25 protein-coding genes and 6 pseudogenes are annotated in these 24,637 nt (G+C 69.2%); 16 read left to right on the top strand and 15 right to left on the bottom strand.

Annotation, left to right across the window (positions count from 1 at the left end; all coding sequences use genetic code 11):
• Positions 1–248 (top strand): annotated as a pseudogene (locus R2E43_RS38910) (ATP-binding protein); the annotation flags it as partial.
• Positions 249–580: 332 nt separating this feature from the next.
• Positions 581–1,069 carry a hypothetical protein gene (locus R2E43_RS38905; protein ID WP_234308248.1) on the top strand — a complete coding sequence of 163 codons (489 nt, stop codon included), beginning with the start codon at positions 581–583 and terminating at the stop codon, positions 1,067–1,069.
• Between the two features lie 402 nt (positions 1,070–1,471).
• Here the strand turns inward: R2E43_RS38905 and R2E43_RS38900 are convergent, their stop codons facing one another.
• The gene (locus R2E43_RS38900) at positions 1,472–1,708 is read right to left on the bottom strand and encodes a hypothetical protein (protein ID WP_332057093.1); all 237 of its coding nucleotides are present in this window, start codon (positions 1,706–1,708) and stop codon (positions 1,472–1,474) included.
• A gap of 633 nt (positions 1,709–2,341) precedes the next feature.
• On the opposite strand from R2E43_RS38900, the gene R2E43_RS38895 reads away from it, so the two are divergent.
• Positions 2,342–2,965 carry a lamin tail domain-containing protein gene (locus tag R2E43_RS38895; RefSeq protein WP_408649135.1) on the top strand — a complete coding sequence of 208 codons (624 nt, stop codon included), beginning with the start codon at positions 2,342–2,344 and terminating at the stop codon, positions 2,963–2,965.
• Here the strand turns inward: R2E43_RS38895 and R2E43_RS38890 are convergent.
• Both R2E43_RS38890 and R2E43_RS38885 read right to left on the bottom strand, forming a co-directional pair.
• Positions 2,937–3,479: a hypothetical protein gene (locus R2E43_RS38890; protein ID WP_332057092.1), complete on the bottom strand. Its 543-nt coding sequence runs from the start codon at positions 3,477–3,479 to the stop codon at positions 2,937–2,939. The two genes, R2E43_RS38895 and R2E43_RS38890, sit on opposite strands and share 29 nt — an antisense overlap.
• A gap of 141 nt (positions 3,480–3,620) precedes the next feature.
• On the bottom strand, positions 3,621–5,777 hold the full coding sequence (locus R2E43_RS38885) for an exo-alpha-sialidase (RefSeq protein WP_332057091.1): 2,157 nt from the start codon (positions 5,775–5,777) through the stop codon (positions 3,621–3,623).
• Between the two features lie 356 nt (positions 5,778–6,133).
• Here R2E43_RS38885 and R2E43_RS38880 point away from each other — a divergent pair, with 356 nt between their 5' ends.
• Complete coding sequence (locus R2E43_RS38880) at positions 6,134–6,613, top strand: helicase associated domain-containing protein (protein ID WP_030872778.1); 480 nt, start codon at positions 6,134–6,136, stop codon at positions 6,611–6,613.
• 85 nt (positions 6,614–6,698) lie between these two features.
• Here the strand turns inward: R2E43_RS38880 and R2E43_RS38875 are convergent, their stop codons facing one another.
• The 3 genes and pseudogenes from R2E43_RS38875 to R2E43_RS38870 form a co-directional block, all read right to left on the bottom strand.
• Positions 6,699–7,010: a hypothetical protein gene (locus tag R2E43_RS38875; protein WP_332057090.1), complete on the bottom strand. Its 312-nt coding sequence runs from the start codon at positions 7,008–7,010 to the stop codon at positions 6,699–6,701.
• Positions 7,011–7,248: 238 nt separating this feature from the next.
• Positions 7,249–7,335: pseudogene (locus R2E43_RS39085) on the bottom strand (FAD-binding protein); the annotation flags it as partial.
• 137 nt (positions 7,336–7,472) lie between these two features.
• Positions 7,473–8,369 (bottom strand): annotated as a pseudogene (locus R2E43_RS38870) (RNA polymerase sigma-70 factor).
• 341 nt (positions 8,370–8,710) lie between these two features.
• Between R2E43_RS38870 and R2E43_RS38865 the strand changes: the two are divergent.
• Genes R2E43_RS38865 through R2E43_RS38850 form a run of 4 tightly spaced genes read left to right on the top strand, consistent with a single transcriptional unit; the run spans position 8,711 to position 11,872 of the window.
• Positions 8,711–9,232 (top strand): patatin-like phospholipase family protein, encoded by a 522-nt coding sequence (locus R2E43_RS38865; RefSeq protein ID WP_332057089.1) that lies wholly within the window; start codon positions 8,711–8,713, stop codon positions 9,230–9,232.
• Positions 9,229–10,452 (top strand): glycosyltransferase, encoded by a 1,224-nt coding sequence (locus tag R2E43_RS38860; protein WP_011026800.1) that lies wholly within the window; start codon positions 9,229–9,231, stop codon positions 10,450–10,452. The genes R2E43_RS38865 and R2E43_RS38860 overlap by 4 nt, the downstream gene beginning before the upstream one ends.
• 2 nt (positions 10,453–10,454) lie before the next feature.
• Positions 10,455–10,940: a hypothetical protein gene (locus tag R2E43_RS38855; protein ID WP_030872775.1), complete on the top strand. Its 486-nt coding sequence runs from the start codon at positions 10,455–10,457 to the stop codon at positions 10,938–10,940.
• Positions 10,937–11,872, top strand: coding sequence for a hypothetical protein (locus tag R2E43_RS38850; protein WP_011026802.1), 936 nt, complete (start codon positions 10,937–10,939; stop codon positions 11,870–11,872). The genes R2E43_RS38855 and R2E43_RS38850 overlap by 4 nt, the downstream gene beginning before the upstream one ends.
• A gap of 401 nt (positions 11,873–12,273) precedes the next feature.
• Here R2E43_RS38850 and R2E43_RS38845 read toward each other — a convergent pair whose 3' ends face one another.
• Both R2E43_RS38845 and R2E43_RS38840 read right to left on the bottom strand, forming a co-directional pair.
• Positions 12,274–13,002, bottom strand: coding sequence for an SDR family oxidoreductase (locus R2E43_RS38845; protein WP_332057088.1), 729 nt, complete (start codon positions 13,000–13,002; stop codon positions 12,274–12,276).
• Positions 13,003–13,100: 98 nt separating this feature from the next.
• Positions 13,101–13,769: a nitroreductase gene (locus R2E43_RS38840; protein ID WP_011026804.1), complete on the bottom strand. Its 669-nt coding sequence runs from the start codon at positions 13,767–13,769 to the stop codon at positions 13,101–13,103.
• A gap of 141 nt (positions 13,770–13,910) precedes the next feature.
• On the opposite strand from R2E43_RS38840, the gene R2E43_RS38835 reads away from it, so the two are divergent.
• Complete coding sequence (locus R2E43_RS38835; protein WP_011026806.1) at positions 13,911–14,573, top strand: FMN-dependent NADH-azoreductase; 663 nt, start codon at positions 13,911–13,913, stop codon at positions 14,571–14,573.
• A gap of 135 nt (positions 14,574–14,708) precedes the next feature.
• On the opposite strand, the gene R2E43_RS38830 is transcribed toward R2E43_RS38835, so the two are convergent.
• Positions 14,709–15,863: a MarR family winged helix-turn-helix transcriptional regulator gene (locus R2E43_RS38830; RefSeq protein WP_332057087.1), complete on the bottom strand. Its 1,155-nt coding sequence runs from the start codon at positions 15,861–15,863 to the stop codon at positions 14,709–14,711.
• 338 nt (positions 15,864–16,201) lie between these two features.
• Complete coding sequence (locus R2E43_RS38825) at positions 16,202–16,420, bottom strand: hypothetical protein (protein WP_332057086.1); 219 nt, start codon at positions 16,418–16,420, stop codon at positions 16,202–16,204.
• Between the two features lie 163 nt (positions 16,421–16,583).
• On the opposite strand from R2E43_RS38825, the gene R2E43_RS38820 reads away from it, so the two are divergent.
• Together R2E43_RS38820 and R2E43_RS38815 are read left to right on the top strand one after the other, a co-directional pair.
• Positions 16,584–16,907, top strand: a complete 324-nt coding sequence (locus R2E43_RS38820; RefSeq protein WP_011026809.1) for an ANTAR domain-containing protein — start codon at positions 16,584–16,586, stop codon at positions 16,905–16,907.
• A gap of 88 nt (positions 16,908–16,995) precedes the next feature.
• A complete protein-coding gene (locus tag R2E43_RS38815; protein ID WP_030872760.1) occupies positions 16,996–17,307 on the top strand; it encodes a hypothetical protein in 312 nt (103 codons plus the stop codon).
• A gap of 10 nt (positions 17,308–17,317) precedes the next feature.
• Here R2E43_RS38815 and R2E43_RS38810 read toward each other — a convergent pair.
• Positions 17,318–17,569, bottom strand: a pseudogene (locus tag R2E43_RS38810) (transposase); the annotation flags it as partial.
• A gap of 60 nt (positions 17,570–17,629) precedes the next feature.
• Between R2E43_RS38810 and R2E43_RS38805 the strand changes: the two are divergent.
• Positions 17,630–18,561 (top strand): IS5 family transposase gene (locus R2E43_RS38805; protein WP_408649106.1). Its coding sequence is split into 2 segments (ribosomal slippage): positions 17,630–17,962 and positions 17,965–18,561, totalling 930 coding nucleotides; the frame shifts between segments, so codons are not numbered across the junction.
• Between the two features lie 16 nt (positions 18,562–18,577).
• On the opposite strand, the gene R2E43_RS38800 is transcribed toward R2E43_RS38805, so the two are convergent.
• Positions 18,578–18,841, bottom strand: coding sequence for a hypothetical protein (locus R2E43_RS38800; RefSeq protein WP_332055754.1), 264 nt, complete (start codon positions 18,839–18,841; stop codon positions 18,578–18,580).
• A 46-nt stretch (positions 18,842–18,887) separates the two neighbouring features.
• Positions 18,888–19,469 (bottom strand): annotated as a pseudogene (locus R2E43_RS38795) (IS5 family transposase); the annotation flags it as partial.
• 288 nt (positions 19,470–19,757) lie between these two features.
• On the opposite strand from R2E43_RS38795, the gene R2E43_RS38790 reads away from it, so the two are divergent.
• Positions 19,758–20,578 (top strand): IS5 family transposase gene (locus tag R2E43_RS38790; RefSeq protein ID WP_408649134.1). Its coding sequence is split into 2 segments (ribosomal slippage): positions 19,758–20,100 and positions 20,100–20,578, totalling 822 coding nucleotides; the frame shifts between segments, so codons are not numbered across the junction.
• On the opposite strand, the gene R2E43_RS38785 is transcribed toward R2E43_RS38790, so the two are convergent.
• Together R2E43_RS38785 and R2E43_RS38780 are read right to left on the bottom strand one after the other, a co-directional pair.
• Positions 20,575–21,627, bottom strand: a complete 1,053-nt coding sequence (locus R2E43_RS38785) for a hypothetical protein (RefSeq protein WP_319125366.1) — start codon at positions 21,625–21,627, stop codon at positions 20,575–20,577. The genes R2E43_RS38790 and R2E43_RS38785 overlap by 4 nt on opposite strands.
• A gap of 58 nt (positions 21,628–21,685) precedes the next feature.
• Positions 21,686–22,087, bottom strand: a complete 402-nt coding sequence (locus R2E43_RS38780; protein WP_319125367.1) for a hypothetical protein — start codon at positions 22,085–22,087, stop codon at positions 21,686–21,688.
• Positions 22,088–22,752: 665 nt separating this feature from the next.
• Between R2E43_RS38780 and R2E43_RS38775 the strand changes: the two are divergent.
• From R2E43_RS38775 to R2E43_RS38765, 3 genes and pseudogenes are all read left to right on the top strand, one after another.
• Positions 22,753–23,007: pseudogene (locus tag R2E43_RS38775) on the top strand (ANTAR domain-containing protein); the annotation flags it as partial.
• A 192-nt stretch (positions 23,008–23,199) separates the two neighbouring features.
• Positions 23,200–23,379, top strand: a complete 180-nt coding sequence (locus R2E43_RS38770; protein ID WP_234328738.1) for a hypothetical protein — start codon at positions 23,200–23,202, stop codon at positions 23,377–23,379.
• A gap of 290 nt (positions 23,380–23,669) precedes the next feature.
• A complete protein-coding gene (locus R2E43_RS38765; RefSeq protein WP_332057085.1) occupies positions 23,670–24,590 on the top strand; it encodes an NADP-dependent oxidoreductase in 921 nt (306 codons plus the stop codon).
• Positions 24,591–24,637 lie beyond the last annotated feature (47 nt).

The raw sequence follows: 24,637 nt of genomic DNA, 5'->3' as shown, positions 1-24,637 counted from the left end.
CGTTCGGAACGGCGGATTGAGGCCGCCCATTTCCCCGCGAGACATCACTGCGGGCCTTCGACTTCGAGACGAACCCCAACGTGGACCCGGCGGTCATCCACACCCCGGCGACCTGCGAGTGGGGCAAGGAGGGCCTGCCGCTCTGCCTGATCGGCGACTCCGGCACGGGCAAGTCGCACCTGCTGAGCGCGCTGGGCACCGAAGCCTCGATGGCCGGCTACCGGGCATCTGGAACCTTTCGGACTCGCGGGGATCGAGCGCTGCCGGGGCTGGGGTTTCTGGAGCACGTACCGGTGTGAAGTAGCAACGCCGGTCGGCAGGCGGCTGGTTCCAGCAGTGGGCGCGAGGCGGGCGCCTCGGCCGACGAGTGCCTTCTACGAACCGGGGAACACCGTCCCACGCCATCGCTGCACTCCTTCTCCATACGGGAGGGAGCAGAGTAGACGGCTGAGGCGCCTGCCGTCGCCCGGTCCTGGATGTACAGGTCATCGACCCTCGTGACACACTGCGCCTGCCGTCGGCCATGATCGGCCAAACGTTCATAGGGGGAACAGTGCGAAGACTCGGCCTGTCCGCGGTGATGATCTCCATCCTGGCTGTCACCGGGTGCGGCGGAAGCCAGGACGGAGACGCCGCCGCGGCCAAGCCCGCCAAGAGCAAGGCGGCGTCCGCATCCCCGGCAACGCAGAAGAGCAAGGCCCCTGAGCGGAACCTGCAGCAAGTCGAGAGGGACCTGAGGTTCGCCGTGGCGCCCCACAAGCCCCAGATGCAGCCCCTACAGAGCGGATCCTGCATCGTGCACGGCGTGGCGCCCACGCGGAGGGTCCTCAGCAAAGCCGAATTCGAGGCGATCGTCGGGCGCTTGCAGAAGCGTGGGTGGTCGCCCCTGGGTCCGCTCCGCTACTCCGACGATGAGACCTACGGGAAGATGAGTTACCTCAGACTCCAATCCGGCGAGTGGGAGATCAGCCTGGGCTCGGCACCGATGCCCTCCGAGATGCGAGAGGCCTACGCCCCGAACGAGGGGTCCATCATCGCCGCCATCTCCTGGAAGTGCACCGGCGCCTGAGGTGGTGCAGGCGCCGCGGCAGTAGATTTCCATCCGGGTCCGGTCGTGGTGGGCACGAGGGCACTCGCCGGCGACCGCGAACAAGGGGCCCAGCCTCACGCGACGCCAGCAACGCCCGCAGCGCCTTCCGTGATCCTTACCGACGCCACGGCGGCACGACGTGTGGGGCCCCGCACGCCAAGCGAGCCGCCCGCGGCCTCACGGCCCGAGAGGGCATCTCGTACACCGCCGCCCGCCGCCGCACCTTGGCCGGGGCGGGCGGCGTCGGCCAGGAGCCGCGGCCGCCGATCGTCGTTCCGACCACCAGCACGCCGTGCCCGAAGGGCTGCGAGGGGTCCGGGCACACGTCCTTCCGGTGGGCCCGGCCCACGCCTGGGAAACGAAGTGGTTGCTCGCCCTGGTCTACGCGATGCTCACGGACCGGCCGAACTGGCACCCGAGCTGCTGCTGGACCGGGCACGGCTGCGGGCCGCCGTCGAGGCGGACGCCCTGGCGGCGGTCGACGCGGCCAAAGAGCCACTGGACCGCGCGGCCGCAGCGCCTCATGACGAAGATACCCGCGGTCTGGTGGGGCGAGGAGAAGCCGCGGATCGACGCGTACGCCGACGCAGTGGAGAACGACGACCGGGAGCTGAGCACCCGGGCAGGAGATCGACGCCCGGCACGTCGTGGACCGCCTCGTCGGCCAGTGGCACCGGACGTGGGAGCCAACCGTGCGGAACGCGTCGGGCGTCCTGGAACCGCCGGGCGTCCTGTGGGTCGCGGTCAAGGGTTGGTTGGATGCCCTCTTGGTCGGCCGGCACGGCGCCACGCACCCGGCGCCCAGGTCCGCATCGGCGACGGCCTCCTGCCGTGGTGTACGCCGTGGAGTGGGGCGGGGACGGTCCGCCCCTCGCCCACCGGGTGCGGGAGCCGGAGCCCGGCAGGCACAGCAACATGGGCCGCCGGGTGCCGGCCCCGACGAGTGACGTACCGGCCGGCCGCCGACCGCCAGGAGTAGGTGGTTGAAAAACATCGACGTCAGAACGTGCGCCCCCTGGAACTGCAACGACGAGCGAAGTCACCACCAGGCCTACGCGTCACGGCAGATGGCTTCCATGCCCAGGCCCTTCGTCCTTCATGCGCCGCGGCCTTCCAAGGTGCGTTGCGGACCCTGGCCCGGGTCCGTCCCCGAGAGGTGGCCCCGGCAGCTGCCACTCCGCCGCGCACCGGACACCGTGGCCCCCTGGTAGTCACGCCGACTCGGTGCAGAACTGCCCTACACCGCGGAGCGTGGTGCGCAGCCTCCGCTGGGTCGCGCGGGCTGTCGAGGGGCACGCCGCCACGCCGGGCGCCGCCGCGCCCGGCCTCGCCGCAGCTGTTCCGGCGCAAGCCGCCGAGTACTCCTCCGCGCTGAAGATCAAGGGCATGCAGTACGACGCTCCGGGCCGGGGCCCCAACAAGTACTCGGGCGGCAACACCAAGAACAAGTACCTGACGATCAAGAACTACTCGAAGACGGCGGCCGTGAACCTGAAGGACTACACGGTCAAGGACGCCGCCGGGAACACCTGCACCTTCAAGAACAGCCACACCCTGCAGCACGGCGACTACGCCAGCCAAGAAAGCCAACGACCACGACGGCAACATCACCTACCACGGCTGACCAACCAGCCCGAGCGGATGACCGGCCGCAGAATAGACACCCAGCAGCCGGCACCCCCTCCGCGCCCCGGACCACTGCAACTCGAAGCGAACGCCCCCGGACAGCACGCCATGACCGCGGCCCGTGCCCCGTACGCACGTGAGCAGGCAATCCTGGGCGGGTGGCCGGGAGAGCGCGGGTGCTCACCGGCAACGGCGGCCGTCGCGGGTGCGCACCTGCCTGTCAGCGGCTGGAGACGGCGCTGGCGGTGACGTCCGCCAGCTCTGCGGACGACTCGGGTATCAGACGGTAAAAGCCCTGAAGGCTGACCGAGTTCTCAAGACGGCCGTCCACCACGTACTTCAACTGGCGGGTCTGGCCCCGCCGGTTTCGCCAGGTGAGCCTGGCCAGCAGGTCGCTGGAGATGGGCGTATCGAAGCGCACGGGGGTGGCGTCCACGTGCACCGGGTCGGCGCCGCAGCCCTCGGCGCCGAGCATCGACCAGTCGTGGTGGCCGGGGTATGCCGGATCCTCCCACGTCGCGGGAGCCGTGCCGCAGCAGCCGTGCCGCTCGCGGTCGATCACCCGCATCCGGCTCACCACGAACACCTCGCGCCGGTTGACATGCAACGCGTACACCTCGTCCCCCGCACCAGCACCCGTCCATGCGGGCAGGGAAGAATGCACGCCACTGAACGCGACCGGCGGCCGCTCCCCCACCCGGCCGGCCCTGCGCAACGCGCGGCACACGTCATGGGTCCACAACACGGTGAAGGCATCAGACATGCAGTGATCATATGAACGAGCACTGACAAGCCCCCTCCTCGACCTCCCCGCCGTGGCTCATGAGCACGGGGCCCCGCGGCCACCGCGGCTGCGCCGCCCGCAGGGCACGTAGCGGTGAGGTTGCCTCCTCCGGTCAGGCGGTCACCAGGCTGATGTGGTGGCGATACTGCCGCCCCAGGTTTCCCGTTTGGTGCCCTCGGCGGAGTTCCACCACCAGTGCGAGAGTGTTCCGTCGGACGCGGCTCCATAGACGTGCTGGGTGTCACCGACCACTTGCGCCACCGGATCCGAGGAGATCGGGCCGGGCCACACGGCGTAGTTGTTGCCTGTGGTCGGGTCCCACCACCAGTGGGCGAGCGTGTTGCCCGTGATGCGGGCGAAGACATGCTGCTGTCCCCCGTGCACGAATGAGATGGGCGGTCCTGCGAGCGCGGTCGGGGTGCTCAGGACCTGACTCTTGACCACCTGGTCCGTGCTGTCCCACCACCAGTGGGTGAGCCGGTTTTCCGGGTCGGCGGCGTAGACATGCAGCTGGCCCTTTTGGACGAGGGCCGTGGCAGCACCCCTGGCCGATCCCGGCCAGAGTTCGTGGCGGATGCCCGGGCCCTTCGTCCACCACCAGTGGTGGAGCCGGCCGTCGGTGCCGGTGGCCCAGACGTGCTGCTGCTCGCCGTAGCGCACGGCGACGGGGTCACCGGCGAGGGTGCCCGCGGCGGCCCAGGCCTGCTGCTTCAAGGAGGCGGTGCCGGCGTCCCACCAGGTGTGCAGGAGCCGTCCGTCGGTCATGCGGACCCACGCGTGCTGTTGGCCGGAGGCGACGAAGCCGGTGGGTGCTCCAGCCACTGTGCCCGCGGCGAGCCAGGTTTGTGAGGAGAGGCCGGTCGTGCTCCAGAACCGGTGGATGAGGCTGCCGTCGGTCCCGCGCGCGAGGACGTGTTGTTGGACGGCGTCGTTGAAGGCGACCGTCTTCCCCGCGATGCCCGTGCCCCAGGTGCCGCGCTTGAGCGTGCCGTCGTCCTCCTCGAACCAGTGGCCGAGGTCACCGGCGGGTGTGGGTGCGAACAGGTGCAGCTGGTCTGGGCTGGTGGTGGCCAGGGCGCCGGTGTTCTGGTTCAGAGTGAGGGAGCCGGCACCGGCGGGGAGGTCCAGGTCGGCTTCGGTGAACGTGGCGAACCTGATGTCCTGATACTGCTTGGTGGTTCCGGCCTCGTAGAGGATGCCGAAGGTTCCGCCGCCCAGGACGGTCATGGAGCTGTAGGCGGAGTACCCGTCCTTCACGAGGGCGCCGTCGGCGGCATCCTGCCAGGTGAGACCCCCGTCGAACGAGGAGCGGATGGTGAGATCCTCGCGGTTCGGGCCAACCGGGGCGGCGAACAGAGCCCGGTCATAGCCGTCGCGGTTCATCTCGCGCAGGGCGAGGGTCGACGCCTGTATGCCGGTGCCGGGCAAGTCCATGTCCGGGAGGAGTGCGAAGTCGGACGTAAAGCTGAGCCCCTGATCACCAGAGACCGCGTAGACCGCCCTGTCCCTCGTCCCGGAGTCGCCTTCCTCATTGCGCGCCGTCACGAAGAGGCTGCCGTCACCGCGTTCGAACAGGCTCAGCTCCTGTGCCCCGATAGCGGGTTCGGCGCCGAGTGAGGAGGCGCCGAGCCTCCAGGTGAGGCCGCCGTCGTCGCTGTAGATAAGCGCTCCGCCCAGGTTGGCCGGCGCAGCCCCCGGTGCCACGCGTACCGTCATGCCGGCGACCAGGCGGCCGGCGTGACGGCCGTGGGTGAGCTGGATGGCGCTCGCGGGGCCTGTCGCCATCTGGCCGGCGTACAGGGCTCCCCAAGCAGTTGACCAGACGTCGGCGGAGATGTCGTCCGCGGCCGTCCAGTGCAGGCCGTCGTCCTCGCTGGCGATGCGGTGGATGTGGTCGTAGTTCTCGGTGTACAGCACAACGACCCGACCCGAGGCGGCGTCGACCACCGGCGTCACATTGTGGTAGATGTGCCCGGCGCTGTGCCGGGCCACCACCTGCAGGGCGCTCCACGCGCCGTTGACGTAACGCTTCACGACGATGTCGATGGAGGCTGTGTCAGAGCAGCTGCCAATCCGGCCCTCGGCGAAGGCGAGCAGGGTACCGTCGGCGGCCTTGACCACCGCGGGGGCCCGGAAGCACACGTAGGAGGCGGTGGCCCCGGCCTCTCGCTCGCCCTCGGTGAACACCGTCGTCTGCGATCTGGTCACCGGGGCCGCCGCCGCAACACCGGCGGGCAGGAGCAGCGCGGACAGCACCGCCCAGACCGCCGCAACCACAGTGGTCAGGGACGCGGCCCGCCTGCCGCCACTTGACCTCCGCACCCTGCGCGGCGGTCCTGGTCTGGTCGTCATTCCGACAGCACCCACGTCTCACTCCCCGTGCCCATGCGGGGACCGGGCGGCCGCGGCAACACTGGCCGGTTCCCCCTGGCGAATGGCGACCGCCCCGCCCTGCCACCAGGCAGTCTCAACGAGGCCGGTGAACCGCAGATGAGGAGAGGGTGAACGCGGCACCTGGCCCTGAAGGCTGCCAAGAACAAGCAGCGGCGTGCGGAGGGGCTGCCGGTGGAGTCGTCGGCCGGGGCGCTGTCTGAGGCGCGGCGCGAGTAGCTGGAGGAGATCGACGCCTCCTGGTGCCCGATCTGGCCGGTGACCTGGCAGCGGTGCTTCCACCTCGTCCGGATACACCTGGCGGCGAGGCGCTGCCCACCGAGACGGGCGACGTCCTGCGCCAGGGCGAAATTCTCGGACGGCGGGTGCAGTCGGTGCGGCTCGGCTGGGACCAGCTCACGAGCGTGCAGCTGTGGATGTGCGAGCAGGTTCTCGGAATTGAGTCCGCAGCCGAGGACGAGAAGCCGCGCCGTACACGGGCCGACAAATGGGCGCTGAACTACCAGGCCGCCAAGCAGTTCTACGAACGCGAGGGACACCTCCAGGTCCCAAGGAAGTGGGTTGAACGAATCGTCATCGGGGGCGACGGAGACGGCGGCGATGACAAGGAGGAACGGGAGCACAAGCTCGGGGCCCGGATCGGAATTCAACGCAGCCGAGCCGCAACCCCGACCCCGGAACGGATGGAGCTGCTGTCCGCGATCGGCATGCGATGGTCCTGATGGTGGACAGCGCTCCAGGTGCCGGAGCGGAAGCCAGCTGAGTGCAGGGAACCGTCAGTACGGGCGGGACTGTGCACTCGCCCCTTTACACAACACGCGGATCTGCAGCAGCGCCTCTGCCGAGATCAGCGTGCCGCTTCCACGGATAGCTGTCCCAGCCTGCATTCAAGATCGCGTTGCGGGCGAGGTTCCTTCCGCGGAAAGCAATATCGAGGGAGTACGTCGACGCCAGAGGGTCTGCCAGTCGTTCGCCGAGGAGCTGACTCACCGACAGGTCCCGCAGGGCCACGAGGTGCTCAAGTTCTGCGACGCTGCAGACGGTGACGGGAGTGTCCGTATTTGGCTGCATCTCCTTCTGAAAGGGCGCGTTGGCGGTGTGGAAGGGTTCCCTGGTCACTACCAGACCCTGTACAGGCCGGTTTGCGGCTATGTGACTGAACCTCGGGTTCTTGCTAGTGATCAGTGCTGCGATGGTCTCTACCTGCTTGTATGCGTGCTTGAGCTGGCGCAGGGCCGCGCTTGTTCGGTCCAGCACGCCAAGACACAGCTGCTGGGTAGGGTGCGTCGACTTCTGGGAGGGGAAGGCTCGGGGACGGTCAGCGCGAGGCGAGCGGCATCTCGGACTCGAAGCGGTCCAGGACATCCGTCCCGGCCTCGGCGAGCTCGATCGCCGCCCTCGGGCCGGCTCCGCCTGTACCGATCACGAGGACGGCGGTGGACAGACGTGTTCGGTGATTGCCATGTTCGTTCCGATCATTTGGGCCCTCTCCCAGTACGACCGGCTTACTCGGGCCGTGACACCGTGGCGGACGGGACGTGACACCGTGAGCGGACACGGTGTGCGCGTCACCGCGACGGTTCAGCAGCTCGACGACGCCGCGTAGGACGCCAGCTTGCCCGGGTTCGTCACCCGCATCAGCCGGTCGATGCCCTGGGTCGACGCGTCGATGGAGAGCAGCGCCACCGCCTTCCCGTCGGAGTGGACCAGCACGGCCGGACGGTCGTTCGCCTCGACCCAGCGCACCTGCGCCCCCGGCCACAAGCGCGGCGCGAAGGCGGTGAGGTACTTGGAGACGTGCGAGCGTCCGACCACCGGGATCCTGGAAGCTCCCCGGATGCCGCCGCCGTCCGCGTAGCTGACGACGTCCGCCGCGAGGACCTCCTCCAGGGTCCGGAGGTCTCCGGTTTGCGCCGCGGTCAGGAACACCTCCAGCAGCCGCTGGTGCTCGCCCCGGCTCACCTGTTCCCGGCGTTCAGTGGCGAGGTGCTTGCGGGCCCAGGCTCACGAGCTGACGCGCGTTGCCCTCGCTCGTCTCCAGGATCGCGGCGACCTGACGGTAGGAGTAGTCGAAGGCCTCCCTGAGCACGTAGGCGGCCCGCTCCACCGGGTTGAGCCGCTCCAGCAGAAGGAGCACCGCCATCTCGACGGCCTCCGCCCGTTCCGCCCCCAATTGCGGGTCCGCGCTGGTGTCGACCGGTTCGGGGAGCCAGGGCCCGACGTAGGCCTCACGCCGCACCCGGGCCGACCGCGCCGTACTGATGGCGAGCCGCGTGGTTACGGTGGCCAGGAAGGCGCCGGTTCGAGGATGTCCGCGCGGTCGGCCTTCTGCCATCTCAGCCACGCCTCCTGCAGCACGTCCTCGGCCTCGACCGTGCTGCCGAGCACGCGGTAGGCGATGCCGAAGAGCTTCGGACGAGCATCGACGAACTGCCGCGTCGCCTCCTCGATCGAGCCGAGGTCCTGGCCTGCGTGCATGGCGCCCCCTCAAACCGGGCTACGGGCCATGCTACGCCCGGCCCGCGGGTAGCGCCGCGCGGAGGGAGGGCGGTCACACACGCCACGGGGGACGCCGCTCGGGGCCGGCCGGAAGGCCCGTTCCGCCCTCCGTACGGTCCGTTCGGAGTCCGGTGAGGAGTCCGCCGTCACAAATCGGCATGCTGTCCGGTCCTCTTCTCAGCGAATCGCTACCACGCCCCACTGCGGTTGAGAGGGAGACCATGATGCTGACCCGCCGCCGGGACCCGTCACCGTGCACAGACTCGGGCGAGGGAGGACCGAGAAGCGGGACGGTCGCTCTGGCGGCCCTCCCCCGACCCGTGGCCGTGGAGGTAGGCGCGGGCGGGGTGCGCGGAGCGGTTCACGCGGGCGTCGGGCATGCCCTGGAACAGCGCGGATTCCGTCCGGACATGATCACCGGTACCTCGGTGGGGGCGTTGAACGGAGCCATCGCGGCGGCGCGCCCCGACCGTGCCGCCCCGTGGCTGGGGCACGTGTGGACCCAGCTGTGCCGCTGTGACGTGTACCAGCCGGGCTTCCCGGCCACGCGTGCCGGCATCTCCACCGACCGGGGCCTGCGCCGTCAGATCGAGCGGGACTTGGCGGAGGTGTCCGGTCGGCTCCCGACCGTCGCCCTGCCCGCCGGCACGGACGTCTGGCCCGCGCCCTGGGACTTCCGCCACAGCAAGCGGCTCATCGAGGCCGCCTCCGCTGCGGCCGGCCGCTTCCTCGACGAACTCAGCGTCGACGAACCAGTCCTCTGCCGGGCCGGGCACGACGCCGTCGCGTCGGTGACGACGTGGTGGTCACCGCGTCCCCCCTTTGCGGGGGCCGGCCTGTGAGTACGCTCGCGTTCCTCAACATCGGCATGCACGGTCACATCAACCCGACGCTGCCGGTCGCGGCTGAGCTGGTCCGTCGCGGCCACACTGTCACTTACCACACGTTCCCCGCCTTCCGTGAGGAGATCGCCGCCACCGGCGCGAACGTGCGTCTGTACCCGGGAGGAGACCAGCCTCTTCCCGACCCCCCGGCGCCCATCACACTGATGGAGGCGCTCGCCCGCACCTCCCTGGATCTGCTTCCCGCCGTCCTGGCCGACCTGCGCGACGACCGCCCCGACCTGATCGTCCACGACAGCGCGTGCCCGTGGGGGGCACTCGCCGCCCGCGTGCTCGGCCTTCCGGCGGTCTCGTCGTTCACCACGTTCGCCTACAACCGTCATGTGCCCAGCCCCACCCGCGCCTCGCGGGAGCTGCTGGCCGGGGCCGCGGCTCGCCCCAGGAACCTGGCGGGCTACGTGGGAGCCCGGCTGGCGCTGCGCCGCCGCTTCGCCGCGACGGGTGTGCCGCTGGTCGACCTGGCGGACATCCGGCAGCCGCTCAACCTCGTGTACACCTCCCGCGCGTTCCAGCCCGCCGTGGAGGAGTTCGACCGGTCCTACCGGTTCGTGGGTCCGAGCATCGGAGCCCGGCCGGACGACCCGTCGTTCCCTGTGAACCGGCTCCGGGACCCGGTTCTCTACGCCTCGCTGGGCACGGTCTTCAACGCCGATCCCCTGCTGCTGCGTACGTTCGCCACGGCGCTCTCCCCGTTGGCCGGGACCGTGGTGGTCTCCACCGGGCAGACCGACCCCGCCGCCCTGGGCGAGCTACCGGGCAACGTACTCGCGCGGCGTTCCGTGCCGCAGCTGGAGGTGCTGGACCGCGCGGCGCTTTTCATCACCCACGGCGGCATGAACAGCGTCAACGAGGCCTTGTTCGCGGGCGTCCCGCTCCTGCTCGTCCCGCAGGGCGCCGACCAGCCCATGGTCGCCCGGCGCGTCGTGGAGCTGGGAGCCGGACTGTCGATCCGTACCGAGAACATCACCGAGGACTCCGTACGCGCCGTCGCACGGCGCCTGCTCGAGGACTCCCGATACCGGGCCGCCACGTCCGGGCTGCGGGCCACCCAGCATGAGGCGGGCGGCTACCGGCGCGCCGCCGACGAGCTCGAGGGATACCTGCGCCCGACCGGTGCGGTGCCGGTGCACCCTGCTCCCGTCGATCCGCAGGGAGGCTGACGATGACACCCGCCGTCGCCGCTCTGCTGATGCTGGCCGGGCTGTCCGAGGCTCTCGGACGCGTCACCCCTGTCGCCGTACGCCGCCGAGGGGTGCCGCGCAGCCGGATCGTCCGGTTGGTCCTGGCCGGCGCGGTCGTCGAGGGCGCCGTCTTCGCGCTCTGGCCGCTGACGGCCTGGACCCTGGCCGAGCTCCTGCCGGCCTCGCCGTCGCCCGGTGACGGGCTGGACTGGACACCCGGACTCGTCACGCCCCTCGTGCTTTCGGCCGTGCTGGCGTTCCCGCTGCTCGGCCCCCTGCTCCACCTGCTGCTTTTCATGGGGGTCGGAGCCGGTCTCACCGGTCCGCTGTCCGCGGCGACCGGGCTCGGCTGGTGGACCGCGGCCGGCTGCGTGGCCGTGGCCGGCGTTGCGCTCGGTGTCACGGTCGAGGGCGTTCGGCGGCTGGTCGTGCGGATCAGCGTCACCGACACGGCGGAGACCTCATGAACGACTTCCTGCTCTGGGCCGTCGCTCTCGGACCGGCCCTGCTGGCCGAGGGCCTGCTGGCACGCTACGAGGTGCTGGCCTACGGCGCCGGCTGGCGGGCGCCGGTCACCGAACTCCCGGAGGGGGTCCCGTACGCGCGGGGCGCCGACCCGGACCGCCCTCCGGGCGCCTATCTCGTCTATCTGGACGGGATAGGCAAACGCCGCGTCCGGGACAGCCGGGACGGTGGGCAACTGGTCAGGGCCGTGCTGGCCGGTGCGCCGGAACTGCGGGTGCTGGGCCAGGTGCAGCCGTACTCCCCGCTGGCCGACCCGCTCGCCGACCGGCCGGTGTGGTCGTGGCTGCGCCGCCGCGTCGGACTGGTGCTCTTCCTGCACAACGTAATGCAGATCTTCGTGGCCGCGGACCGCCGCTACCGGCCGCTGTACAACCGGGCCGTCGGTTCACAGATCGCCACCCAGCTGCGACTGGCCGGCTACCGGCCCGGCAGCGGCGTCCCGGTCGTCCTGCTGAGCTACAGCGGCGGTGCGCAGGTGGCCACCGGCGCCGTCGACGAACTGCGCGAGCGGCTCGACTGCCCCCTGCTGCTCATCATGTTCGGCGGCTTCCACAACGGCGCCAATGACCTGACACGCGCCGAGCACGTGCACCGGCTCACCAGTTCCGCCGATCGGATCGAGCGCGTGGGTACCTGGATGTTCCCGCAGCGCTGGCCGCTGTTCCGCGGGAGCGGCTGGAACCGGGCCGTCCGCGCGGGGAACGTCACGGTGCACCGGTTCGACCCGGCCACCCACGTCGGACCGCGCAGTTACATCAGCCGAAGCACTCTGCTGCCCGACGGCCGCACCCATCTGGCCCGCACCGCCAACACGGTGGTGGAACTGATCCGCGCCCACTGCAGGAGCCAAGCGGCAGAGCGGCCGCTGCCCTGACGATCCGAGCTTCCGGTGTGACACTCACCAATCACCGAAGGCTCGCCGGCACGAGGCCGGCCGTAGAGGGTATCCGGTCGACGCTGCAGCACGACGCCCCGCCAACGGGTGAGACTCAGCGTTGGCGTGGCGGGGTGCGGGTGGCGTACCGGCGGTGGGCCGGTGCCGGGTGCCGGGTGCCGGGTGCCGGCGCGATCTTGCCGGCGGAGTTGATGTGCCTGGGGATCTTGCCCTCGAGGGGCTGCCGAAGAAATAGATACGTCATTTCATGGGTGCCCGGTTGCGCGTTCTGTCCCCCTTCTGACCGGGCAGGTGTGAGAAGTCCGGGGAGCGTCGAAGGTCGTCGGGGCGGCGAGCAGCGTCGGCACCGCCGCACCCGCCACCCCGTGTGTCGTCACGGCTCAGGAGAGCCAGTCGGTGTACCGGGTGTGAGCCAGACGGGCGTCCGTATCGGTGAGCACGTCGCCCTTGACGACCGCGAACATCCCTGCAGTGGGGTCGGTAACCACCGTGCGGCTGTCGCCCTTGCGAGAGAGGATCAGCCGGCCGAGGTCGTCGAGGGCAAAGACCTCGGGTCCGCCGATGTTGCGGATGCCGTTCAGTGGCGCGCCCACCGCGACCTCCGCCACCGCGGCGGCGACGTCCTTAGCGGCGATCGGCTGGATGGGCGTGGCCGGCAGCCGGACGCTGTCCTTGTCCGCCGTCCAGGTCAGGACCGCGTCCATGAACTCCATGAACTGGGTGGCCCGGACGATCGAGTACGGGACGGCGCCGCCCCTCAGAAGCTCCTCCTGGAGCACTTTGGCGCGGTAGTAGTCCAGTTCGGGCACCTTGTCCACGCCGACGATGGAGAGGATGACGAAGTGCCCCACCCCACCGTCCCCGGCCGCGGCCAGCAGGTTTCCCATGGAGGCCTCGAAGAAGGCCAGGGAGGCGTCGTCGAAGGTAGGGCTGTTCGTCAGGTTGACGACGACGCCGGCTCCCTCGACCGCCCGGTCCACCGCCTGGCCGCTGACGACGTCGACCCCGGTGGACAGCGAATGCGGTACCGCCTCGTGTCCGGCGGCGTTCAGGTTCTCGACGACCTGTGCGCCGATCAGCCCGGTACCGCCGATGACCGCGATCTTCATGACGTGCTTCTCCTCTTCCCGGAAACGTGTGGCTCCGGGAACCACTGTGTGCGCGCCGGCGGCATGCGGCGCTCCGAATGCTCCCGAAGAATGGACTTTCACGGGCCGTCGACGAAGGTGACCGTCTCCCCCAGGGCGGCCCTGCCCGTGCGCGCAGAGTTCGCCGCGGGCTCTTCGTAGCCGATCGACATTCCGCAGAAGAGCATCAGGTCGGGCGGCGGGGCCACGGTCTCGGCGACGGTGCTGTGGAACTTCGCCCAGGCCATCTGTGTGCAGCTGTGCAGACCCTCCTCGCGCAGCAGCAGCATCACATTTTGCAGGAACATGCCAACATCGGACCATTGCGGGTGCCCCAGGTCGCGGTCGATGTAGCAGAACAGCGCCGCGGGCGCCCCGAAGCACTCCCAGTTGCCGGACGCGGCCCGCTGGCGCGCCTCCGTGTCCTCGCGCGCGATGCCGAGGGCGCCGTAGCGCTGCTCACCGAAGGCAGCCCTCCGCTCGCGGTACGGCGACTTCAGATGCTGCGGGTACTGCTCGTACTCCGGCTCGTCGAAGGGGTCACCGGCGGCCAGGCGAGCCCCCGCGCGCTTCTTCAGGGCGGCCAGTGGACCGTCGCTGAGTACGAAGGCGTGCCAGGGCTGGAGGTTCGATCCGGAGGGCGCCCAGGCGGCGGCGGACAGCACGCGCTTGAGGACTTCTCGCGGGACGGGCCGGCCGGAGAAGCGGCGGACCGATCGCCGGCTTTTGACCGCCTCGTAGACATCCATGAGGTCACATCTCCTTAGTCACTCAAGATCATGGTTGCGATGATGACGGTATCATTCGCGACCATCTCGTGTATAACTAGATGCTGAGCCTGACCAGCGCCCGGCCGCTTCCGGGCGCCATACCGCTGTCTGGAGAACCCCATGGCCACGCTTCTGCACATCGACTCGTCCGTGTTCCCGGCCGAGGCGTCCGCGTCCAGGTCCGTCACGGCCGCGTTCCGCCGAACCTGGGAGGAGCAGCACCCGGAGGGCACAGTGATTTACCGCGACCTCGCCGCCGTCCCGGTCCCGCACATCACCGCGGACGCCTGGTCCGCCGGTTACGCCGACCCGTCCGAGCGCAGCACGCGCCAGTCCGCCGCGTTCGCCGCGCGCCTGGAGCTCATCGAGGAGCTGGAGCGGGCGGACGTCATCCTGATCGGGGCGCCCATGTACAACTACACGGTCCCATCCACCCTCAAGGCGTGGCTGGACAGCGTGCTCCTGCTCGGCCGCACGGCCGGCGAGGCACCCTCCGCACAGGGCACCCCCACCGTGGTGGTCGCCAGCCGCGGCGGCTCCTACGCGCCGGGCACCCCGCGCGAAGACTTCGAGTTCGTGCAGAACTACCTGGAGGCCGTTCTGCGCAGCACCCTGGGGCTGGACCTGGAGTTCATCGTCCCGGAACTCACCATGGCCCCGCGCAATCCGGCCATGTCCGAACTGCTCCCGCTCTTCGAAAGTTCGCGGGAGCGCGCCCACAGTGAGGCGGTCACCAAGGCGAAGGAGCTCACCGAACGTCTCACCGCGGACAACGGCAGGTGACGCCCGCGGCTGACCCGCCCGCCGACCGGAGCGGCTCGCGGCGCCGCCTCAGGGTGTGTCGTTCTGAATCAGGTCGGCTCCGGGCAACGGCGCCCTGCTGCCAGCCCGCGACCAGGCCAAGATCCAAACGACAACCTAGGCGTCGCTGCCGCCCGGATGCGCGAGGCGGGTCAGCAGACGCGTCAGCCGTTCGGTGTCGTCGGGGCCCAGGTCGGCGACCAGCCCTTCGGCCAGCGGCTCCGCCGCGACATGGGCCGCGTCGAAGAGCTCCAGCCCCGCCGGGGTGATCTCCACCGCCCGTGCCCGGCGGTCCCCGGGGACAGGCTTGCGCACGGCGAGATTCCTGCGTTCCAGGTCGTCGACGACCCGCATGATCCCCGCCTTGTCCGTCCCCGTCTCGGCCGCCAGGTCCCGCTGCACCGTGGGGCCGCGATCGACGAGCACGATCAGTACCGCGAAGTGCCGCAGCTCGATCCCGAGCGGCCGCAGTGCCTCAGACATCACCCCCGCCGCGCGCCAGTGCGCGCGGCGCAGCAGCAGCCCCAGGGCGAACGGCGAGACGTCTCCGGGGCGGTCGCTCGCGCGCGACGCGGCGTCCCGGGAGGAAGCGTGAACGGCCATGACGGCATCGTACCGCCGCCAAGTCACCCGATACCGTTTCACCTGAAACAGCGTTCGGTGCCCGCTCCGAGCAGCACGTCCGCCGCCTCCCGGGACCAGGACCGCGGAGTCGGTCGGGATGCTGCCGTGCAGGCTCTGCGCAACGGTTGCAGACCGATCCGTCAGGTGCGGCGGGCGCGGATCACGATGGCGGCCCGCGGCGATGGAGAGCACCGCGGCGCCACCGAGGAATGCGGTCCGTCCGCTGGTGCCGGTCTTGGCAAGGCTTGGCCGCGAGTCGCCCGCGGCCCGGAGGATCAGCTTGGTCACGTCGTCGGGGTTGGTCTCCTTGACGGCGTGCGGCGCGTCGACCTCGACGGTGGTGGCCTTGGCACGCTTCGCCATGAAACGCAGGTTGTCGGTGCCCATGGTGCGGTCGTCGGTGGCGACGAGGAACCAGGACGGGATGGTCTTCCACGCGACGGACTGTGTGGGCTCGTTGCCGGAGGCGGCGGTCGCAGGCCGCTGAGCGGCGGCAGGCACCTGGGTGCGACTCGGATCGAGCCGGTCGCTCAGGAAGACGTTGCCAAACTTCTCCGGTTTGAGGTGTAGGTCCACGTTGGTGGGGCCGCCGCCGAACGGTACGGGGTTCAGAGCCGTTGGCACCGGAGCGTGCGGGGCGTCCGTCACCCGGCTTCCCGGGTACTTGGCAAGGGAGAAGTCGACAGGGGTGAGAAGTCGGGCAATCCGGGAGCTGGAGTATCGACACCTGCCACCACCTGCCATCCCAGCTTGGCAGGGTGCAGCCGGCGGCGCGCCACCCCCGGCTGAGGCAGCGCGCCGCACACAAGGACAGTGCTGTGCCCGACGCTGGGCCGGGCCGTTGCCTGGCCCGGCCCGGTTGCGGAGCTCTGCGTCGCTTCCGCGGGGCAGGACGAGCTCGGCAAACGGCGTGGTGAGCGTTGGTTCCGGCAGCGTCCAGGTCATGCCTGAGGCCTTTCACGCCCGCTCGCTCTGTGCGCGTCTGGTCAGGCGGCACGGAATTCGTGAGCCGGGCCGCCGCGCCACTCCACCCAGCGACGGTCGTCCGGAACGGCTTCGTCGATGCCGACGCCCTCAAGGAACACCACCAGGTCGTGATCGCTGCAGACGGTGCCGAGTATCTCGTCCCGGCCGTATCGGTGCGCGCTGACCCTGCTGCTCCCGGAGATCGAGGGCCGGTGCACGACGACGGGCGCGCGACTCATACCTCCAGGGTGCTCCTGCCGGCCCAGGATCGCGAGCGACGGGATAGGGGTTGTTGCAAGATGAAACGGGCAGGGGAGCCGGTAAGTCCCAACAGTGCAGGCGGTGACTCGCATGTCTTTTCCTGCACGGTCCGGATCATCTTCCGCGCCCGCAGGAGAGGACATGAGTGCGGAGCTGGAACGACTGAGGGCGGAGAACAGACAGCTTCACGAGGCGGTCACCTCCCACGCCGTGGTCGACCAGGCCATCGGAGTCCTCGTCGCCCTGGGCCGGATAAGTCCTACGGACGGCTTCGCCGTGCTGCGCCAGGTCTCCCAGCACACCAACATCAAGCTCTCCGCACTGGCCGAGTGCATCCTCCAGCACGGCCGAGGTGCCGACCTGCCCGGCCCTGTGCAGACCGAACTTCTGACCGCGCTAAAAGAGCGTTTTGTCCCGACAGGGCTGTTTGATAAGTCGGGCGACGCAGCCGCTTGGATCAGGTGAACGTGCGTGCCACGATCGGGTCCTGAAAGCCCACAAGGACCGGTGTTGCGTGCGGGATCGTCCGTTGAGGCAAGGGGGTGCGCCGCGAATGGCCACCGGGGGAACAGCGCGGCTACTGATCAGCAACGGCGGTGACGCGACGTTGGAGCTGACCGTTGAGCCCTGGGCCGATACGTATCAGATTTTCCCGAAGCAGACGTGGGTCGTTGTCACCCACTCGCCTGCAGCGGATGGTTCATGGGCCGGGACTCTGCGTGGGGACGAGCCGTTCCAGGTCGACCATCAGCCCGAATCGGTCGCGGTGTGGGTCAACGGCAACTGCTTCCACCTCAGCGACGTGGAGGGGAACGCGATCGACTCGGCTGACTGGCACTGCCCTGTTCAGGGCTCTTCCTTCTGACTTGGTGCGCTCAGGCGTCGCGCCAGTTCGCGGTCGATTCGCGAGTGAGTCGTCGGCTTATGAGGTCGACCATGGCCACCTTGATCATGGCTTCGGAGCGGTGGGGGTGGGTCTCGTAGTCGCGGGCGAGGCGGCGGTGGTGCATGAGCCAGCCGAAGGTCCGCTCGACGACCCAGCGCCGCGGAATCACCTTGAAGCCCTTCTGGGCAGGATCGCGTCGGGTGACTTCGACGTCGATGCCGAGGGTGGCGCCGTGTTCGACGGCCTAGGACTTGTCCGGCCGATCATGTGACTACTTCGTCCACAGGTCGTTGATGCGGACATGGGGCGGGGAGATCTGACGGATGCCGAGTGGGAACGGCTGCTGCCCTTCCTGCCGGTGAGTAACGGTCGTTGCGGCCGGTGGCGGGATCACCGTCAGGTGATCGACGGGATTCTGCACCGGGTGCGGACCGGCGTTCAGTGGCGGGACCTGCCCGAGCGGTTCGGCCCGTGGAAAACCGTCTACGAACGCCACCGGCTGTGGTCAGCCGACGGCACCTGGGAACGTCTGCTGCAGCAGGTCCAGGCTGCAGCAGACGCGGCAGGTGAAATCGACTGGGACATCTCGGTGGACTCCACCATCGTCCGAGCCCATCAGCACGCGGCCGGCGCCCGCACCGATCCGCCCCCTGCGCCCGCCTCAAAGGGGGACGACGAGGTGGAACACCAGGACGAGACGCCGTGGCAGAGCCTCGTCGGCCGCCTGGTGGAGGTGGTGCTGGAAGTGAGGGCTTGGGTCGTTCGCGGGGCGGGTTCACCAGCAAGGTCCATCTGAGCGCGGACGGCCGCTGCCGTCCGCTCTCTCTGGTCATCACTCCAGGTCAAAGGGCCGACTGCACCCAGTTCAAGCCGGTCTTGGAGAAGATCCGCGTCCCCAAACTCGGCCCGGGCAGGCCACGCAAGAAGCCGGACAGCCTCGCCGCGGACAAGGCATACAGCAACGGGCCGTGTCGCGAGTACCTGCGGCGCCGGGGCATCCGGCACACGATCCCGGAGAAGACCGACAGCCATGCGGCCCGTCTGCGCAAGGGTTCACGCGGTGGGCGGCCACCGGGCTTCGACGAGGAGCGGTACAAAAAGCGAAACACCGTCGAACGGACTATCAACCGTTTGAAGCAGTCCCGAGCTGTCGCTACCCGTTACGACAAGCGCGGTTACGTCTACCTTGGCACCGCGACAGCGGCAGCCGTGGCGATCTGGCTCCGGACCTGAAGATCCGGGACGCAGCTCAAAGAACGCCCTCGGCTGGCCTCTGGTGCCCACACGGCACCTGGCCTCCGTTCTTGTCGAAGACCTCGGCATCGTCGCCAGAGTTCACCCAGACCGTGATGCCCTGACCATGCACGACCACATTGAACGGCGACTCCTCCGCCTCCGTCTTCGTCACCACCGTGAACTCCTCGCCCGGACGCATCCAGTGATCGGTTCCCCATGGCTCGACCCACAGGCAGAGCCTGCTGCTGGTCTCGTTGCTCACGCTCGTCTTCGACACGCTCGCACCCTAACCAGCAACATGATCGGCCGGACAAGTCCTAGGTGCGGTAGCCCGTGTCGGCCCATGCCTTCGTGACACGCGGGTGGTCTGCGGCGATGTTCGAGAGTACGTGGATGCCACCGACGTTGTCGGAGACGCTGGCGGCGGTGACCAGCACGGCCAGGAGGAGGCCGAGTGTGTCGACGCCGATGTGGCGCTTGCGGCCTGCGATCTTCTTGCCCGCGTCGATGCCCTGGCCGGCGGCCGGGACGTTCGCGGAGGTCTTGATGCTCTGGGCGTCCAGGACGCAGGCGGTCGGCTCGGCGTCGCGGCCTTCGGCTTCCCGGACCAGGCGCCGCAGGAGTCCGTTGAGCTGGTCGACGATCGCGTCCTTCTGCCAGGCGGCGAAGTAGCCGTAGACGGTCTCCCACGGGGCGAAGTCGTGCGGCAGGTACCGCCAGGGGATCCCGGTCCGGTCAACGTAGAGGATCGCGTCCATGATCCGACGCAGGTCATGCTCGGGCGGTCGGCCGATGTCCAGGCTCTTCCCTCTTCGTTCGGCCCGCCAGGCGGTCAGAGTCGGTTCCAGCAGTTCCCAACGGGCATCGGACAGGTCACTCTGATACACCCGCTGTCTGCGAGGCATGTTTCTGTAATACCGATGACGGCCACCCCACCACAGGGCGCAAACAGGTGTGACAGGGGGCGTGTTGGGATCAGACAGGAGCGAAGAGACCGAAACGGACCTTTGAAGGACGTCACCTGCCCCATCTGCCACAACAGACGTCCACTGCCTCAGCCGACCCGGAGCAGTCCGCCAGCTGGACTGTAACGAAGCAATACCTATCGGGATAAAACGCTCTTTAGGAACTCCTAACGGAATGATCTTCAAGATGGTTGGATCACTCCGGGACGGATTATCCGGGGGTGCGGGGTGGCGCGGCCGAAGCCATGGGAAGTCGACGACGAGCTGTGGGCGGTGATCGAGCCATTGCTGCCGAAGGTCGAGCGTCGGGCCCGGCACCCCGGGCGTAAGCGGCATCCTGACCGGTCGGTGTTCCAAGGCATCCTGTTCGTGCTGCACACCGGGATCGCCTGGGAGCAGCTACCGCAGGAACTCGGCTTCGGCTCGGGCATGACCTGCTGGCGCCGGCTGGCCGAGTGGACCAAGGCCGGGGTGCGGCCTCGGCTGCACGAGCTCCTCCTTGCCGAGCTCCTCAGCGCGAACGCCCTGGACTTCTCCCGTACGGCGGTCGACGGCTCCCACATCCGGGCGCTAAAGGGGGCTCCAAGACAGGACGAAGCCCTGTCGACCGGGGCAGGACGGGCAGCAAGCACCACCTGATCACCGACGCCACCGGCATTCCGCTCGCCGTCACCTTGACCGGGGGCAACCGCAACGATGGCACCCAGCTGATCCCGCTCCTCCAGGCCGTGCCGCCCGTGCGGGGTAAGCGCGGCCGACCCCGGCGCCGTCCGGGCGTGGTGCTGGCTGACCGCGGCTATGACCACGACAAGTACCGCCGCCTGGTCTGGGATCTCGGCGTGAAGCCACTGATCGCCCGCCGGGGCACCGAGCACGGCTCCGGACTCGGCACGCAACGCTGGGTCGTGGAGCGTGCGTTCGCCCATCTGCACTGCTTCCGCCGCCTACGGATCCGCTGGGAGATCCGCAACGACATCCACGAAGCCTTCCTCACCCTCGGATGCGCACTGCTCTGCTGGCGACGGCTGAACTCAACTATTGCTCACTAGTTTTTCTGCAGGGTGCGAGTGATACCGGCGATGATGGCGGTGGTCAGCATCCAGCCGAAGGCGATCAGCAGGTAGGACAGCCACTGGAGGCTACTGTTCGGCCAATACCACCCCGTGCGCTGACCCAGACCACCGAGGGGGATCAAAAGGTCGAGCGTGTAGACGAGGGGCTGGAACGGGCTGCCTTCGTCTCGTTTGACCGGGCTGGGAGAGTGAGTGCTAAAGGCCAGCGTACCCAGTAGGGTCAGCGCGAGGAGCCAGACGCCAGCCAGCCAGGGCCGATAGCCATAGCCCACGGTCACGTCCAGCAGGTGCCCCCATGCCCGGGCCGATGGGGACAGGGTGAGACGCCGGTGGCGCTGCTTGGCCAGGAGCACGCGGCGGGCGTCATCGTCATGGCCGATTTGCCGGTACCAGCCCGCGAGTTGCTCATACGGCTGCGGGACATAGCCAGGATTCCGGCGAAGCCAGGCCAGGCGACGGGCCACCCCATCCCTCGTGGGCGGTCCGTCGTCGCCTGCCGCGGACGGGGCGTCCCAGAATCGGATGGACCCGTAGGTGAACCCTTCCAGGAGCACCTCCCTCGGCCAGCTCTGCTCGCTGTCCTGACACCAGGTGGCCTGTGCGGACCGGAGATCCACCAGTCCAGAGAGCGGTGTTGCGGTTCTGTAGTCGAAGTCGCCCACATGCATGGATACGCAGTCCAGGGCTACGCCATCACCGTTCAGCTGGGCTCCTTCGAAGGTCAGCAGACCTTCTATTCGGGCCCTTCGCAGCAGTACGCCTCCTTGCGCGGCGAACCCCTGGGAACAGTCCACTGTCGAAGCGGCCATACCTCCTGCGGCAAGTGCAACGCCCGCGGTGTTCCCCAGCCGTGCGCCTTGCAGGAACAGGCCGCTGAGCAGCTGTGCGCCGGGCAGCCGCAGTCCGCCTTGCGTGGTGAGCCGCTGGCCGAAGACGCCGCCATTCAGGACAAGGCCGCCCGCGCGCACTGCCCACTCTTCCGGGTCCAAGATCCTGGCATCCGAGATCAGCAGATTCCCGGCCATGCGAGCGTTAACGAGTATGAGGGAGCCGCCTTCGAAAGTCGACCGCCTCAGGTCCAGGTCACCCTCGATCCGGGCGAGCTCGGGCGTTGATCCCCGGCACCCAGCTGTTCGTTATCTCGATCGTCCGAGTCGTTGCACCGTGCAGTTGCACCGCCTCGTCCAGCCGACAGCCCTGCAACGAGAACGTGTGACAAATCTCCGTCCCGGACAGGTTGAGACGACCGGTGATACGCGCCCCGGTGAGTCGCAAGGCGGCTACGGTGCCAGATCGGTCGTCGTTCGCGCCGAGCAACAGCGTCGCCACGACGGCCGCGCGGACAGTGCGGTCGGGGCCCCACCGGTCACCCGCAGGCGGAGCGTCCGTGTCGGGTACTCCTGTGCGCAGGTCAACGCGACGCCCCTCAGGGAAGGCATCCCACAGCTCGCGCTCCGGCGAGGTCAACTCGTCATAGGACAGCACCCATGCAGAGTAGTGATCTACTCACTCAGGCGCGCCAAGCGGGTCACCGGTTCATTCCGTTAGGAGTTCTAAAGCCCGCCGCTACATGTGCCGCGAGCTCCTCGCCAAGGCCCGACTCCACCCGATCGAGTCAGAAACCGACGACACCGTCCTGCCCACCGAACTCACCGCATAGCCTCGAAACGAGATCACCGAGTGGCCGTCGATACACCACTCCAGCGGACGTGACCGGAGCTGCTCCTGGCTCCGCGAGGCATCTGGTGGCACGTGCTGTGGCCCCTGCCCTGGTATCTCACCGGCCCGGCCGCCCTCGCCTGGGCATGCCTCCGCGCCCGCGAGAGGGCCGCACACGGGCAGGCGCCGGAGGGCGACGCCGACTCCCGAAGCGAGTGGGGCGAAGTCGCCTGACTGGACGACGCCGCATCCGCGTGGTCGGGCGCTGCACCGATAGGCACGAGGCAGGCCAATCCCGGCGCCCGGCGGCCAGGCAGTGATGACCGCTCGATGACTGTGATTTGGGGACCTGCTGGGTTGCGCGGGTCGAGCCGGTCTCGGTTAGGGTCGGTTGCAGTGCTTGGGAAGCAGGTGCTGCCCGCGGCCGGCGTGGAGGAAGCGGTCGCGGTCTTTCGTTGTGCCTGTCGTACCGCATCGCATTGGAGCTTCCCATGGGCCATCTGCCCCCGTACCCGAGTGGAGAGGCCGCCCCGACGTCGCACCCCGGATCGGTCCCGGCCGCGCAGAAGGGCCCGCGCTGGGCACAGGAGCAGCTCGATCGACGCAACCGCGCGCTGGGGCACGCCAGCGTCGCCCGCGCCCAGGACATCCTCGCCAGGCGGTACCGCCTGGAATGCGCCGATGCGGCGTTCGAGCTGCTCAAGACCTCGTCGCAGCAGTCCAACGTCAAGCTTCACACACTCGCCGACGCGGTCGTTCGCACCCCGGCACCGGACCTGGACGCGAGGTCGTGGCGCAGGCGGCCTCCGCCCGCCGGCAGATCACAGTGCGGGACGTGGGCACCGCGACCGTATTCGACGAGGCACCCCGTCAGGCCATCCTGCAGACGGGCAGCAGGGCCGCCCACAGCGTCCCCCCTGATCACCGTCAAGGGCCACGTGCTGGGCATGGTCTCCTCCCACCACGCACATCCCCTGCACGGCTTCAGCCGCCTCCAACTCGCCGCGTTGCAGCAGACGGGGACCGATGTCGGCCGGTGGCTGTCCTGGCACTGGGACACCGTTGTCCTGGACGCCCTGGAGCGCCTCCACGTCCAAGCTGTCGGCGCCTGCCGCTGACACATCCCGCCTGGGACGCGGGGGCTGCAACGGAGGAAACACGTCCTCGAAACTCACACGTGCCCTGAAGAGGGCGACGTCCGGGGTAACCGCCACCACGGCCACGCTCGGTGCGGGACTCCCACGCTCGCCCCTTCGGCGGGTTCCGCACCGTAGACAACGCGAACTGGACCCCGCTTGAGACTGGGGAAACACGTTCGCGAACGGCTACGTCGGCAACACTGTTGTCACAGTTGCTTCGAATTCGAAGCATAACCGTCCGCAGCTTCGTAGCGAAGGTGTGAACCGAAATGAAGGCAGTACGTTTCCACGAGTACGGCGCCCCCGACGTCCTGCGCTACGAGGACGTGGAGCAGCCCCTCCCAGGGGCCGGTGAGGTCCGGGTCCGCGTCGCCGCGACGTCGTTCAACTCCGTCGATGGCAACATCCGCGGCGGCTTCATGCGGGGCCCCATCCCGGTGGTACTGCCGCACACTCCCGGCATCGATGTCGCCGGCACGGTCGACGCGCTGGGCGAAGGCGTGGGCGGTGTCGCGGTCGGCGACGACGTCATCGACTTCCTGCCGATGGACGGTGACGGAGCCGCCGCGGAGTACGTCCTCGCACCCGCCGAGGCGCTGGCACCGGCGCCCAGGAGCGTCCCCTTGGCCGATGTCGTGGGTCTGACCGCGTATCAGGCGCTGTTCAACCGCGGCAGGCTGACGGCCGGGCAACGCGTGCTAATCAACGGCGCCGGAGGCACGGTCGGCGGCTACGCGGTGCAGCTGGCCAAGGACGCCGGTGCCCACGTCATCGCCACGGCCAGCCCGCGCAGCCGCGAGGCGGTCGCATCGGCCGGTGACGACGAAATCATCGACCACACCACCACCGACGTCACCGCGGCTGTGACCGAGCCGGTCGACATCGCGCTCAGCCTCGCCCCGGTCGCCCCGGCCGAACTGGCCGCGCTGGTCACCCTGGTCCGTCCGGGCGGGGTCGTCGTGAACACCACGGTCTGGATGCCCGCCCCCGGCGACGAGGAGCGCGGCGTACGGGGCATCGACCTGTTCGTCCGCAGCGACGTCGACCAGCTGGTGGCGCTGATCGTCGGCGGCGAGCTGCGCGTCGCCGTCACCGAGCGGGTGGCGCTGACCGAACTGCCGGCGCTGCACTCCCGTGCCGCCGAAGGGGCGGTGCACGGCAAGGTCGTCGTCGTCCCGTCCGCCGCCTGAGGGCGGTCCCCCGCCGAAGGCCGAAGGCGGCTGCACGGTCGGGGAGG

Origin of the sequence: Streptomyces violaceoruber (genome assembly GCF_033406955.1) — a bacterium.
Lineage (GTDB): Bacteria > Actinomycetota > Actinomycetes > Streptomycetales > Streptomycetaceae > Streptomyces > Streptomyces violaceoruber.
The sequence above is the reverse complement of the archived record's forward strand: the minus strand, read 5'-3'. Positions and strand labels throughout refer to the sequence as shown.

Bases quoted from the DNA above. Each gene is read 5' to 3' on its own strand.
- R2E43_RS38905 (WP_234308248.1), top strand. From the start codon at position 581: ATGATCTCCATCCTGGCTGTCACCGGGTGCGGCGGAAGCCAGGACGGA.
- R2E43_RS38890 (WP_332057092.1), bottom strand. From the start codon at position 3,479: ATGTCTGATGCCTTCACCGTGTTGTGGACCCATGACGTGTGCCGCGCG.
- R2E43_RS38855 (WP_030872775.1), top strand. From the start codon at position 10,455: ATGACACCCGCCGTCGCCGCTCTGCTGATGCTGGCCGGGCTGTCCGAG.
- R2E43_RS38850 (WP_011026802.1), top strand. From the start codon at position 10,937: ATGAACGACTTCCTGCTCTGGGCCGTCGCTCTCGGACCGGCCCTGCTG.
- R2E43_RS38845 (WP_332057088.1), bottom strand. From the start codon at position 13,002: ATGAAGATCGCGGTCATCGGCGGTACCGGGCTGATCGGCGCACAGGTC.
- R2E43_RS38840 (WP_011026804.1), bottom strand. From the start codon at position 13,769: ATGGATGTCTACGAGGCGGTCAAAAGCCGGCGATCGGTCCGCCGCTTC.
- R2E43_RS38835 (WP_011026806.1), top strand. From the start codon at position 13,911: ATGGCCACGCTTCTGCACATCGACTCGTCCGTGTTCCCGGCCGAGGCG.
- R2E43_RS38825 (WP_332057086.1), bottom strand. From the start codon at position 16,420: ATGAGTCGCGCGCCCGTCGTCGTGCACCGGCCCTCGATCTCCGGGAGC.
- R2E43_RS38820 (WP_011026809.1), top strand. From the start codon at position 16,584: ATGAGTGCGGAGCTGGAACGACTGAGGGCGGAGAACAGACAGCTTCAC.
- R2E43_RS38815 (WP_030872760.1), top strand. From the start codon at position 16,996: ATGGCCACCGGGGGAACAGCGCGGCTACTGATCAGCAACGGCGGTGAC.
- R2E43_RS38785 (WP_319125366.1), bottom strand. From the start codon at position 21,627: ATGGCCGGGAATCTGCTGATCTCGGATGCCAGGATCTTGGACCCGGAA.
- R2E43_RS38765 (WP_332057085.1), top strand. From the start codon at position 23,670: ATGAAGGCAGTACGTTTCCACGAGTACGGCGCCCCCGACGTCCTGCGC.